At 55.8% G+C, this 12,572-nt stretch carries 11 protein-coding genes; 10 read left to right on the top strand and 1 reads right to left on the bottom strand.

All coding sequences use genetic code 11. The features are described 5' to 3' along the window. Positions 1 to 903: a VOC family protein gene (locus tag P1U45_RS00635; RefSeq protein ID WP_301057011.1), complete on the bottom strand. Its 903-nt coding sequence runs from the start codon at positions 901 to 903 to the stop codon at positions 1 to 3. Positions 904 to 1,265: 362 nt separating this feature from the next. On the opposite strand from P1U45_RS00635, the gene P1U45_RS00630 reads away from it, so the two are divergent. The 10 genes from P1U45_RS00630 to P1U45_RS00585 all read left to right on the top strand — a co-directional run bounded on the left by P1U45_RS00630 (position 1,266) and on the right by P1U45_RS00585 (position 12,572). After that, positions 1,266 to 2,174: a LysR family transcriptional regulator gene (locus tag P1U45_RS00630; RefSeq protein ID WP_301057010.1), complete on the top strand. Its 909-nt coding sequence runs from the start codon at positions 1,266 to 1,268 to the stop codon at positions 2,172 to 2,174. A 128-nt stretch (positions 2,175 to 2,302) separates the two neighbouring features. Next, the gene (locus tag P1U45_RS00625) at positions 2,303 to 3,481 is read left to right on the top strand and encodes an MFS transporter (RefSeq protein ID WP_301057009.1); all 1,179 of its coding nucleotides are present in this window, start codon (positions 2,303 to 2,305) and stop codon (positions 3,479 to 3,481) included. Positions 3,482 to 3,517: 36 nt separating this feature from the next. Continuing rightward, positions 3,518 to 4,519, top strand: a complete 1,002-nt coding sequence (locus P1U45_RS00620) for an MBL fold metallo-hydrolase (RefSeq protein WP_301057008.1) — start codon at positions 3,518 to 3,520, stop codon at positions 4,517 to 4,519. A gap of 26 nt (positions 4,520 to 4,545) precedes the next feature. After that, positions 4,546 to 5,472, top strand: a complete 927-nt coding sequence (locus P1U45_RS00615) for an NAD-dependent epimerase/dehydratase family protein (protein WP_301057007.1) — start codon at positions 4,546 to 4,548, stop codon at positions 5,470 to 5,472. Positions 5,473 to 5,575: 103 nt separating this feature from the next. Continuing rightward, on the top strand, positions 5,576 to 6,790 hold the full coding sequence (locus P1U45_RS00610; RefSeq protein WP_301057006.1) for an MFS transporter: 1,215 nt from the start codon (positions 5,576 to 5,578) through the stop codon (positions 6,788 to 6,790). A gap of 16 nt (positions 6,791 to 6,806) precedes the next feature. Next, a complete protein-coding gene (locus P1U45_RS00605; RefSeq protein ID WP_301057005.1) occupies positions 6,807 to 8,012 on the top strand; it encodes a serine hydrolase in 1,206 nt (401 codons plus the stop codon). Continuing rightward, entirely contained in the window at positions 8,009 to 9,481 is a 1,473-nt protein-coding gene (locus P1U45_RS00600) for an amidohydrolase family protein (RefSeq protein WP_301057004.1), read from the top strand. The genes P1U45_RS00605 and P1U45_RS00600 overlap by 4 nt, the downstream gene beginning before the upstream one ends. Before the next feature lie 15 nt (positions 9,482 to 9,496). Then, positions 9,497 to 10,321 (top strand): SDR family oxidoreductase, encoded by an 825-nt coding sequence (locus tag P1U45_RS00595; RefSeq protein ID WP_301057003.1) that lies wholly within the window; start codon positions 9,497 to 9,499, stop codon positions 10,319 to 10,321. A 97-nt stretch (positions 10,322 to 10,418) separates the two neighbouring features. After that, entirely contained in the window at positions 10,419 to 11,171 is a 753-nt protein-coding gene (locus tag P1U45_RS00590) for a 3-oxoacyl-ACP reductase family protein (RefSeq protein WP_301057002.1), read from the top strand. A gap of 39 nt (positions 11,172 to 11,210) precedes the next feature. Beyond that, complete coding sequence (locus tag P1U45_RS00585) at positions 11,211 to 12,572, top strand: RidA family protein (RefSeq protein WP_301057001.1); 1,362 nt, start codon at positions 11,211 to 11,213, stop codon at positions 12,570 to 12,572.

Below are 12,572 nucleotides of genomic sequence, written 5' to 3'. Positions count from 1 at the left end.
TTAAATCTCCGGAGCTTTGAAAAGGCCTGCGTCTGGTTTCGGGTGCGGCATGGTCTGCGGTCCGCCGATACCGGTGCCCCATTGATCCATGGTTTCCAGACTTGGCTGGTGAACTTTGGCGACCCACGTCGCGTCATCGACTTTCTCAAGATCAGACGTGTATTCGACAGCCCAACCGCCCGGGGTCAGATAGTATGAGAAGATGTTGTTGCCTGCCGTGTGCCGACCAACGCCCCAGACGACATCATTGTCCATGTCGCGCAAACGCTTCAGGCCTTTCATGACCGCATCAACGCCTGGAACGTCGTAAGCGATGTGGTTGAATGTTGGCGGGCCGGGGACGACGGCCATACGGTGGTGCCATTCATTGCATCGCAGGAAGCACATAAAGTCGCCGAGCCAGTCGGAGACTTTGAAGCCAAGTGCGGCTTCGTAGAATTTTACCCAGGCTTTATGGTCTGGCGCGTGGAAGACCACGTGCGAGATTTTCTCCGGGCGTGGTTCACCTTCGCTCAGGGTTTCAGGTGTTCGACGCTCGAATTCTGTAGCGACTTCAATTGTGAAGCCACTGACATCGAAGAAGCGGAAGCCATATCCGCCACCTTTGCTAGTCAGCGGGCCCGGTTCTGTAACCGGCTTGCCGCCGGCGGCTTTAACCTGCTGGAATAGTGCGTCGACTTCAGCACGATCCGGCGCTGACCAGGAGACCACATCAATGCGCGGTTCATCCGTCTGGCGCAGGCGAACGCAGTATTGGGTATCGTTGCCAGGGGCGGCCAGATAGATCAGGCCATCATCGCTCGGAATTTCAACCAGCTTCCATGCATCCAGATAGAAGCGCTTCTCCGCTTCAAGGTCCTTCACGCCATAGCCGACAAATCGAATATCATTCACGCGAGCCATGCTCTCACTCCTTTCGCGCCAGATTGAGGGCATCGGACAGTGCGCACGCCGCTAAGGGACGTGGAAAAGTTCAATGCATGAACCCGAAAGGCATGCCGCCCGCGCGGGCCGTTTTAATGAAACGGCGCATGCGGCATGTGGATCTGGGTTCTCCTCCCGAATAATTATTGGAGCCACGATAGCTGTGCATTATTCATATGCCCAAATAATTGTTTTTATGAGTTATGATAACTTTGGAAGATGATAGGTTTGCGATGGCGGGAGCCGATCGTACGGGTACTGGACTCGCAGTAATCAATTGACGGATAGGTAATTCCTTTTACCATCAGTCGAAATGATAAGTTTTATGGATGGTGTGACCCATGCGGTTCAAAGGCCTCGATCTCAATCTGCTGCAGGCGCTCGATCTTCTTCTGGAAGAAAAGCATGTTTCACGTGCTGCCGACCGTATGCACGTCACACAGCCGGCTATGAGCGGTGCGCTCACCAGGCTTCGACAATATTTCGGTGACCCGCTATTGCTGCAGCATGGCAAGCGGATGATCCCGACACCGCATGCATTGAGCTTGCGTCCGAAGCTAAAGCGTGTCCTCGGCGAAATCGACACCCTGATTGCGCAGCTTTCCCAGTTTGAGCCGGAAACATCGGATCGCAAATTCCTGGTTGGCACATCCGATTATGTTGTCGCGGTCATCTTTGCCCGTCTCATGCCAACACTTGCACAGATCGCGCCTCATATATCGTTCGAGTTTATGTCGCCATCTGAGACCATGATGACGCGCTTCGAACAGGGCGAGCTGGATATCGTGATCATTCCGGAATATTTCGCGCCTCGTAACCACCCTTATGAGCACCTCTATGAAGAGAACCATGTTGTGGTTGGCTGGTCGCAAAATCAGGTCCTGGCAGGCGGGCGAATATCGCTCGAAGACTTTTATAAGGCTGGGCATGTCGTGGTCGAACTGGGACGCGTGAGGCCGACTTCCTTCTCCGAAACCCAGCTCCAAAGGGGTGGAGAGCAGCGTAATATCGAGATGAAAGTGCCGTCTTTCCTTGCGGCGCCCGAAGTTGTTGTCGGGACGCAACGTCTGACCGTGATGCACGAACGACTTGCGCGCCTGTACGAGCAGCGCATCGACATCAAATCGGTGCCAATGCCGTTTGAAATGCCGCCAATGACCCAATTTCTGATGCATCATGAAACCCGCTCGGAAGATCCAAGTATCCAATGGCTGTGTGACCGTGTGCGTGAAGCGGTGCCTTCACTCTAATTGGAGTGATTATGTCCATCATTCTGACTGATTAAAAATAATCGTAACTACAAATTTTACTAATATAGTGGGATTTGTGACGCTTCCCTAAAAACGCTGAGATCATCAGCTGATAAAGGGAGGCGGCCATGACAGACACTGGCGCAAAAACGTTACACGGCGCGGTTCTGATGCTCGCGGCTATTCTGCCGACCATGGCGATTGTGTCGCTGGTACCGGTGCTGCCGCTCCTCTTGCAGGAGTTCTCTGGCGTTGAGGGATCGGAGTTTCTCGTTCCGATTGCCATGACGATTCCTGCTTTATGCGTGGCGCTGTTTTCACCGGTCGCTGGCTGGTTGTCTGACAAGCTCGGCCGGAAGCCGGTTTTGCTCGTTTCTTTCCTGATTTATGGCGCTTTGGGCGTGTTGCCCTTTGTATTATCAGACCTGTTCCACATCATTTTCGCGCGCATAGGTCTTGGCATTGCAGAGGCGGCGATCATGACTGTCGCGACTGCAATGATTGGTGATTATTTCCACGGCGAACGGCGTGAACGCTGGGTCGCGACGCAAGTTGCCGTATCGAGCCTGAGCGCGATTGCGCTGATAGCTATCGGCGGCGCTCTGGGAGAGATACTTGGATCGCGCGGACCGTTTCTTCTGTACTTGCTGGCGTTCCCGATCGCGCTGGTCGCAGCTCTGGTTCTGTTCGAGCCTGATCACGTCCACCATGATGCGGCTGAGGCGGGAGGGTTCAAGCTCACAGCCATTCTGCCATTGCTGCTGACGACGCTTGGTATTGCCATTCTTTTCTACACGACAATCGTCAATCTCGGCCCGTTTCTCGCGCTAACGAGTGAGGTGACGCCCGCGGTGATCGGTATCGCAGGGGCTGCTGTGAATGTTGGTGTTGCCATAGGAAGCGTCGTGTTCGGTCGCGTGAAAGTGGCTTCGGGGCAGCTGCTGCTCGGGCTTGGTCTGTGTTGTATGGGGCTCGGCTATCTAGGCGCAGGTGTATCGAGCGGTGTCGTGCCCGTCACGCTGTTTGCAGTTCTCATTTGCCTGGGCGCAGGGCTGCTGCTGCCAACTCTGCTGACGTGGATTTTGAAACTGTTGCCGCCTGCCGCGCGTGGGCGAGGCACCGGGATGTGGACGGGCATGTTCTTTCTGGGTCAGTTCATCGCGCCCATTCTGGCCTCCGCGATTGCTACAAACGCCGGTGGTCTCGGGAGTGTTCTCTACATCTATGCGGGGATTGCGCTCGTCTTGATGCTTGCTGCGGCCATCGCTGCCAGAAACGCACCTCCGCTCAAAGCCAGTGCGAACTAACACCTCTCTTCGAGATTGCGACCAAAGGAGCCTGTCATGAATGGTTTTCGAAATTTTGCTGCAGTTGGCGGGCTGGCGTTCGCGCTGTGTACCGGGTCGGCCTGTTCAGAGGGGTCTGACGTTCGCGCTGAGGCTCGCTATGACCTTGTGACTCTGGGCACAAGCGGCGGGCCTGTGCCGTCGCCTGTACGGTCCCAGCCTGCAAGCGCGCTGGTCAGAGGGCAGTCGGTTTTCCTTCTGGATATAGGAGACGGCACGTCGGGCCAGCTGGCAAAGATTGGTCTTCGCACAGAGCATGTCGAAGCGATTTTTATCAGCCACCTCCACTATGACCATACAGGTGGTCTTGCTGCCCTGATGGGACTGCGTTTCCAGACCGACGCGCAAAACGAGATGGTGGTCTACGGGCCGCCGGGGACGCAGGCTCTGGTGGATGGTATTCTTGCATCAATGGCGCCTGGCGTAGAGAGCGGATACGCCGTTCCGGGCGCCCGCCAGCCGACGCACCCAAGCCAGCAGGTCCGTGTTGTGGAACTGGCGCATGCGGGGAGTTTAGAGGTTGCAGATTTCGCGGTCACGACAGCTGAAAACACCCATTACAGCTTCATGCCGGGCACACCGCAGGCGGACATGTTCAAGTCCTACGCTTTTCGTTTCGATCTGCCGCAACGGTCTATCGTTTATACCGGTGATACCGGGCCAAGTGAGGCGGTAGAAGTGCTGGCTGAAGGCGCCGATATCCTGCTGGCTGAGATGATGGATATCGACTGGACCGTCGAAACCATGGCCGAGGTGAACCGGCACCGTGCCCAGCCTTTGCCTGCGCCCGTGATGGAGGGCATGGAGCAACATTTGCGCGCCCACCATATCACCGCAGAGCAGGTCGGCGAGATGGCCGCAAATGCAGGTGTCGACCGCGTGATCGTTACGCATTTCGTCGGACGTGGCGATGAAGACGGGCTTACGGGTTATGTGTCCAGCATTGCTGAACGCTTTTCTGGTGATGCCGTCATCGCAAGCGATATGGACACGTTCTGAGGCACGCTTTCAGAAGGGGTAATGGGATGTCTGTTCTGGTGACGGGTGCGGGAGGCTTTATGGGGGCTAGCCTCGTGTCATATCTGGTCGGGCAGGGGCACAAGGTTGTGGCCCTGGACCGTTCACTGGACATGTGTCCGAAGGGCGATCAGGTCATCCCCGTTGAAGGTGATCTTACGCAGGACGCGACGATCAGCGAGGCGTTCGCTCACAATGTGTCCGCGATCGTCCATCTGGCGGCTCTGCCCGGAGGCGCGGCTGAAACAGATCCTGAGCTATCCTTCTCAGTGAATGTGGAAGGTGCCTGGAAGCTTTTACGACGCGCCGCGAGGATCAAGCCGGGCATTCGCTTCGTTTACGCCTCAACGATTGCAGTCTTTGGCGAACCGCTTCCCACAGATGGGCTGACTGATAGCACGCCGGTAAACCCGCGCATGATCTATGGCATGCACAAAGCTATGGTGGAGATCGCCGTATCGTCCATGTCGCGGCGAGGCGAGCTGGATGCTGTCAGTCTGCGGCTGCCGGGTATTGTGGCACGGCCTACGGGGGCATCAGGGCTTAAATCGGCATTCATGAGCGATATCTTTCATGCGCTTCAACGTCATGAAACTATCGAACTACCTGTCTCGCAGGATGCGCAAATGTGGATGATGACAGTCGCAAACGCGGTTGATTGTCTGGTCAGTGCGGTCAGTCTGGATGGCGTGGTTCTGCCCGAAGACCGAATTGTGACCCTACCGGCTTTGCGTGTCCGGATGGGTAACCTGGTCGCTGAAATTGCGAGGCAAACGGGCGCGGACACTTCTCTCGTGACATATGCGCCGGATGCCATGCTTGAAGCGGCATTCGGCAATTACCCTATGCTTTTGACCCCCGCAGCTGACGCGGCGGGTTTCCGTCATGACGGTGATCTGGTGCGCCTAGTGAACCGTGCACTCGCGCCCTGTTAGTCCACCATTATCGCCAACCGAGTATTCAGGAATGCGACAGCGATAGCCAGAACCACTCATCTTAAGTTTCTCCAACCGAATTCCGGCCCCGATGGAGATCCCGATGAGTGCTGCCAGTCCAGCGTCCGCCGACAATGCTGAGAAGGTTCAGGGCCAATTGCGCCCTGTGACGACGTTTGTCTTCGCGCTCGCCACAGGTACCTATGCTGGCAATCTCTATCTCGCCCAGCCTCTCATCGAAATGATCGGGCAGGACCTTGAGATGAGCACAGCGATACTCGGCGTGATCGTGATGCTGACGCAGGTTGGTTACGCGCTGGGAATGTTTTTTGCCGGACCGCTGGCCGACATCACAGAGAACAAGCGGCTCATTCTCATATCGGTGACCTGTGTTGTGATTGGCATGTTGGGAATTTCCTTCTCAACGACGCCATGGATGTTTCTCGCCGCATCCTTCTTTGTCGGTATTTCGGCCATCGGAACGCAGATCATCGTTCCGCTCGCGGCCAATCTGGCAGATGATGAGAAGCGTGGAGCACAGATCGGCACCATTATGGCAGGCCTGCTGACGGGCATTATGCTTGCGCGTCCGGCATCCAGCTTTATGGCCAGTCTCTGGGGGTGGCGCGCGCCGTTTCTGGTATTCGCGTTCCTTATGACGGGCATTGGTATTCTGCTCACCATCTATACGCCGCGCTACACGCCGAAGACACGCTACAGCTATTTCAACCTGATAAAGTCCATGCTGGTTCTGCCGTTGCGATCAGACCCGTTGCGTCGACGCTGCGTCTATCAGGGCATTGCGTTTGGCGTGTTTAATATGTTCTGGACCACGTCTTCGCTTGTGCTGACCGACCAGTTCAATCTGAATTATCAGGAGATCGCTTTGTTTGCGATCGCCGGGGCTGGTGGGGCATTGGCGGCACCTTATGCGGGTCGATTTGCCGATCGCGGGCTGACGCGCATCGCGACCGGATCAGTGCTGATCATTCTGCTGATATCGCTGGGCCTTACCGTGCCGCTGGTCCATTTCAAATATCTGATCGTTTTTGCCCTGACGGCTGTCATTATTGATGCTGCGGTACAGGCCAATCAGGTGCTGGGACAGGCGACAATCTACGCCGAGCTTCCTGAGGCGCGGGCACGCGCAAACTCCATGTATATGACCAGTCTTTTCATTGGTGCTGGTACAGGATCGCTGATTGCACCAGCCGCATATGACTATGGCGGCTGGGTGATGGTGGTCTCCATTGCGGCCGGTCTGGTGGCTCTCACTACGATTTATTGGGCAACTGAATATCTGTCGGCAAAGCGTTAAGAAGGACCACAGCTGCATGAAACTGCAATCACTCTCTCTTCTGTTACTGACCGGTCTGGCCGTCGCCTGTAGTCCTGCATCTCAGCCTGTGCCAGAGCCGACGCCAGCCACTGAAGCGGTAAGCGAAGCGCCGGTCTTCACCAATGCGGATGCGTTGGAAACCTATCAGTCCCTCGGGCTTGTGGTGGGTAATCCGATGCCATTGCCTGAAACCGGTGATGTTGGTTTTGATAACCCTGAGGCGGTCTTCGCCGACGCTCTTGCTTACGGCGCAGAGACAGAAAGCTATGCGCTTCTTGTCTGGTGGCAGGGCAGCCTCGTTCTTGAGCATTACTATCCGGGTTATTCCGCGGACGTTCGCTCAGAGCCTGCCTCCATGCACAAATCTGTGCTCGGCCTCGTTACGGCTAAAGCGATTGAGGATGGGTTTATCGGCAGTGTTGATGATCCGATCTCGCTTTATATCCCGGAATGGCAGGATGATGAGCGCGGCGAGATTACTGTCCTACAGCTTCTGAATATGTCTTCTGGACTGGCATCGTTGTCTTATGTGGGCGGTGATGACTCTGAGGCGCGTCAGTTCATGGCGGGCAATCTTGATGCGCGTGCGACCGTGCTGGGCCTGCAGAGGGAGGAGGGCGTGGATGGCCCGCACTTCCATTATGCCAATGCGGTAAGCCAGCTTTTGATGATGGTTGTTGAGAACGCCATTGGCGGGTCTTACGCAAATTATCTGTCCTCCGAAATCTGGCAGCCTATCGGCGCAGAAGATGCCTATGTCTACTATTTCGAAGAAGACGGTTTCCCACGCGGCTATGCGTCGTTTCTGGCGCGCCCTCTGGACTGGCTGCGTCTCGGCCTTTTGGTGAAAGACAATGGCGCGTTCGCAGGCGAGCAGGTGATTTCCAGCGAGCTTATGGAAGCGCTGAAGGGCCCTGCAGCAACCGAAGAGAATTACGGCTGGCAGATCTGGCGCGGCGCGACCTGGCAAGAGCAGCGCTTTTACAATGACGAAAAGGCGGGCTTTGCTGTAACGCAGAGCGAGCCCTATCTGGCCGATGATCTTGTCTATTTCGATGGCTTTGGCGGCCAGCGCGTGATCACCAGCGAAGAACGAGACCTTGTTATTGTGCGCCTCGGAAACACGAGTGTTGTCTGGGATGATGCGCAATTGCCAAACCGCGTCATGCGCGCGCTCGATAGCCTGGAAGCAGGTGAATGATGAACGCTCCCCTGCACGTCGATACACTCATCCGCAATGGCACTATCCTGACGATGGATGAGGGACGCCGGGTATTTACCGACGGCTTTATTGCGATCAAGGACGGTAGCATTCTCGCAGTGGGCGAAGACCGTTTATGCGAGTTTACAGCCGATGAAGTGATCTCCGCGGAAGGTCAGATGGTCATGCCCGGCTTTGCCAATGCGCATAACCATCTCGTGCAGAGCTGTTTTCGCGGATACAATGACGACCGCTGGCCTGTGCTTGATATCCCCGCAGCTGTCCGCGCGCTGATCCAGCAACTTTTCCTCATGGCCGGTGCGATGGACGAAGAGCGGACCTACAAAATTGTCCGTCTACACGCGCTGGAAATGCTGAAGCTTGGCTACACCGCGACGCATGACGAGCATTTCACCAATGTGCGCAAAGACAGCGTTGATGGCTCATGGCGGGCTATCGAAGAGTCCGGCATGCGAGGCTATCTCTGCCGCTGTATCGCGAACAGCAAGTCGGTACCTGAAGAAGGCCACGAAAGATCAGACGCCGGTTTGCTTGAGATTGAACGGCTCGGCGCGAAGTTCAATTCCGATCGTATCTCGGTGGCAGGCGGTTTCCTGAATTTCAATTTCCTGGCCGATCCGGAAGACATGCGACGTATCCGTCAGGGCTGTGATCAGCTGGGCGTGGCATTCGGTATCGACATGACGGACAATAGTCGCGGGGCCGCTTTGAAAGCGCGTGGCTTTGAAGGCGGTCAGGTTGAATATTACCGCAGCTTTGATTTGCTCGAAGAGCCCATTTACGCCGGTAAGGCTGTAAACGTTCAGCCTCATGAATTTGATATTCTCAAAGAGCATGACTGCCGCGTTTCGCCCGTGCCTGTGCTGCGTTTCTTTGACGCGACGGGCATTTCGGTTGATGAGTTTCTGAAACGCGACATGCTCCCGGCCATTGGCACAGATGCGCCGCTTGTTAGTGATAGTCAGAATCCGTTCGAAGTCATGCGTCTGATGATTCTTGCGCAGAATGTGAATGTGAAAGCACGTGTCGCCGCTGGCGGTGAGCGCCCGGCACGAGAACATTGGCTGACGGCAGAAAAATGCCTCGAAATGGCAACACTGGGCGGTGCGCGTACGCTCTTCATGGAAGACAAATGCGGCTCACTTGAAGTGGGCAAGGCCGCTGATCTGGTCATGGTCGACATGCGCAAAGTGGAGGCCCAGCCGGGCTATGATGGAAGACGCGGACCGGGCGCACTCGTCTGGGGCGGTCAGACCTCCATGGTGGATACCGTGTTCGTGGCGGGCCGGAAGCTCGTTGACGGCGGGCGGTCTACGCTCTGGGATGAAGAGCTTGTTGTGGCTGAAGCCAATGATGTTCTGCGCGAAATCGCAGAGGAAACCGGTCTTTATGACTACCTGCCAAACCGGACTGCGGGATCTGAATTCCGCGGTTGGTCATATATTTAATCAGGAGAGATGCGGGTGAGTGACGCAAAGGCAAAAACGGCTGTGGTCACAGGCAGTACGCGCGGTATCGGATATGGTATCGCAGATAGCCTCGTGGCCCGAGGCTGCAATGTGGTGCTCTCAGGACCGGGGCAGGAGGCTTGCGATGCGGCCGCTGAGAAGATCAATGCAAAGCATGATAGCGGGGCCAAAGCGCTGGCCATTGCGTGTGATGTGACCTCGGAATCCAAAGTGGTCGCGCTTTGGGATGCCGCTGTTGAGGCCTTTGGCGGCGTAGATATCTGGCTGAACAATGCGGGTATGGCCCTGACCGGTCCCACACTCAGCAATCTGCCGAGTGATGACTTCCAGACCATGCTCAATATCAATCTGCTTGGCGCCATGAATGGCTGCAAAACCGCATTCAACGGTATGAAGGCAAACGGCGGCGCGATCTACAATATGTTAGGGGCAGGCTGGGATGGAAATCCTGTGCCGGGCATGATCGGTTACGCAACTTCAAAGGCAGGCCTGACCTTCATGACGAAATCATTCGTCGCTGAGGCAGCAGGCTCCAATGTGCTTGTGAACTCATTTGCGCCAGGCGTGGTGATCACAGAAGGCTTCATGCGTGAGCAGGAGCGGTCCGGCGGAACTATCCCTGCCGCACGCACCGCAGTGCTGAATATCATCGGTGATCATGTCGACACGATCGCAGATTGGGTCGCAGAGACCATGTTGAACAATGAGGCCCATGGCGAGCTATTCAACTGGCTGACGCCGGAACGGATTGCAGAGCGCCGCGCAATGATTCCAGCCCGGAATATTCTCTCAGAATATGATCTCATAATTACTGACTGACTTTAGCTAATCGCAGAACGATCAAGCCTGAACGCTTGGTGGAGAGCGATTGGTGGCGGCTCCAGACTGAACTCGAAATCAGCTCATGGAGACCCGTATGTCTGTTACTGAAACACCAGACGTAAGTGGCAAGACAGCGCTCATTACCGGCGCGTCTGGCGGTATTGGCGGCGAAACCGCCCGCCGTCTGGCTAAAGCCGGTGCGAAGGTTGCGGTCCATTACAATTCGAATGCGGACAGCGCGACGAAGCTTGTCGAAGAGATTACTGCAGCGGGTGGAACGGCCATCGCGGTCGGCGGTGATGTCACCGACGAAGCTGACTGCAAGGCGATTGTTGAGACAACCATTTCAGAGTTCGGTGGCCTCGACATTCTCGTCAATAACGCGGGCATTTCGTCCTTTATTCCTTTCGGCGAAATGACTGCTGAGGCGATCGACAAGGAATTCTCCGTCAATGTGAAGAGCGTCATTTTGATGACGCAGGCTGCTGCGCCGTATCTGGAAAACGGTGGGCGCGTCGTGAATGTCAGCTCAAACCTCGTTCACGCGCCAATCCCAGGCATGACAGCTTATTGCGCGGCTAAATCTGCCGTGGCGTGCCTCACCCTCGGTTTCGCCAAGGAGCTTGGAGAGAAGGGCATCTCCGTCAACGCAGTGTCGCCGGGCGCAACTCATACCCCAATGACGGCCTGGTTGCCGGACGACATGGTGAAAAGCATCTCGGATGCGACGCCGTTGTCCCGACTTTCTATGCCGGACGACATCGCTGACGTGATTGTTTTCCTCGCGTCGCCAGCGTCGCGCTGGGTGAATGGTCGCTCTGTGGTCGTCGATGGCGGCCTCGTCTGATCCTCCCCGAAAAATCATTACTTATAAGGACATATAAAAATGACCGACCCGAAAGCGCCTGTAGCGATCTGGCCAGATATTCCGGAACCGCTCATGCCTTACTCTCCTGCGGTAAAGGCAGCGGACTGGATTTTTGTATCAGGTCAACTTGCAAGTGATTTCAAGACGGGCATTGCACCCGAAGCTATTCCGGCGAACCCGCATCTGGAAAGCGAGCAGGCTCTTCAGTCTAAATTCGTGATGGAAACGCTGAAACGCACGCTGGCAGCAGGCGGCGCGGATATTTCAAAAGACGTTGCGCGCATCTGGCAATGGCTTCCCTGGGAAACGCCAACCTATGATGACTTTCTGAACGACAATAGCTGGCCTGACGGTCTGTCCATCACGCCATATCTTGATACGCGGAACGAGTACATTTTCGAGCCACGGCCCGCCTCTACAGCGGTCAGCATCCGCGCGCTTCCAGTACGCGACGCGCATATCGAAATCGACATGATCGCGATTACGGATGGCTTCGAGCCTGAGGGCTTCTCTCCCGGCCCGGAAGTGCCAATGCCACTGGCTGGATATTCTCCAGCCCTTCGTCGCGGCGACTGGATTTTCCTTGCTGGTGAAGTGCCGACTGACTGGGTTGGTGACTATGGCGAGGCCCGCAATATGGGCCCTGAAAGCGCGCTGGCTAAAGACGCCCGCGTGAACCCGCACGTCTGGTACGGCTCTGAAATTGAAGCTCAGACTGATTATACGCTCTGGAAGCTGCAGAAAATTGCAGAGTCTGCAGGCGGATCTTTGAAGCGTGTCGTTAAAGCTGAAGTCTATATCGGACATCCAAACGATTACGCAGGCATGGATAAAGTCTGGAAGAAATGGTTCCCGGACAACCCACCAGCACGTGTCGTGATCCCATATATGGGCCTCGGTACACGCGGCAGTAAAATTGAAATCGCTCTCACGCTTCTGGCGGATGATTCCGAGATCGAGATCGAAACAGTTCACACGACTGACGCGCCTGAGCCATTCAGCCATGAGCCACAAGCTGTGAAGGTTGGAAACTTCCTCTTCCTCAGCCAGCAAATGGCGTGCGACTCCAATGGTGTGCTCGCCGACGGAATGATCCGTCATGAGAACTTCCCTTGGTATGGTCTGCCGGGCAAGAACCAGATGGCGTACATGATGAAGAACATCGCTTCGATCTGTGAAGCTGGTGGGACCAAGGTGGAGAACATTGTTCGCCGCGCTTGTTTCCACGATGAGGGTGACCACTTCGCTGATTCCATTGAAGAATGGGCGAAATACTTCCCGGGCGTGAAGCCAGCCTCCACTACGATGAAGATTGGTGGTCCGCTGGTGGTCAAAGGTGCGAACACCATGCTCGACCTAATCGCTTACGTGCCTGACTAA

Origin of the sequence: Ponticaulis sp. (genome assembly GCF_029210165.1) — a bacterium.
In the GTDB taxonomy this organism is placed as follows: domain Bacteria; phylum Pseudomonadota; class Alphaproteobacteria; order Caulobacterales; family Hyphomonadaceae; genus Ponticaulis.
This window is presented reverse-complemented; position numbering and strand designations above follow the sequence as displayed.

Bases quoted from the DNA above. Each gene is read 5' to 3' on its own strand.
- P1U45_RS00625 (WP_301057009.1), top strand. From the start codon at position 2,303: ATGACAGACACTGGCGCAAAAACGTTACACGGCGCGGTTCTGATGCTC.
- P1U45_RS00615 (WP_301057007.1), top strand. From the start codon at position 4,546: ATGTCTGTTCTGGTGACGGGTGCGGGAGGCTTTATGGGGGCTAGCCTC.
- P1U45_RS00605 (WP_301057005.1), top strand. From the start codon at position 6,807: ATGAAACTGCAATCACTCTCTCTTCTGTTACTGACCGGTCTGGCCGTC.
- P1U45_RS00590 (WP_301057002.1), top strand. From the start codon at position 10,419: ATGTCTGTTACTGAAACACCAGACGTAAGTGGCAAGACAGCGCTCATT.
- P1U45_RS00630 (WP_301057010.1), top strand. From the start codon at position 1,266: ATGCGGTTCAAAGGCCTCGATCTCAATCTGCTGCAGGCGCTCGATCTT.
- P1U45_RS00620 (WP_301057008.1), top strand. From the start codon at position 3,518: ATGAATGGTTTTCGAAATTTTGCTGCAGTTGGCGGGCTGGCGTTCGCG.
- P1U45_RS00635 (WP_301057011.1), bottom strand. From the start codon at position 903: ATGGCTCGCGTGAATGATATTCGATTTGTCGGCTATGGCGTGAAGGAC.
- P1U45_RS00585 (WP_301057001.1), top strand. From the start codon at position 11,211: ATGACCGACCCGAAAGCGCCTGTAGCGATCTGGCCAGATATTCCGGAA.
- P1U45_RS00600 (WP_301057004.1), top strand. From the start codon at position 8,009: ATGATGAACGCTCCCCTGCACGTCGATACACTCATCCGCAATGGCACT.
- P1U45_RS00610 (WP_301057006.1), top strand. From the start codon at position 5,576: ATGAGTGCTGCCAGTCCAGCGTCCGCCGACAATGCTGAGAAGGTTCAG.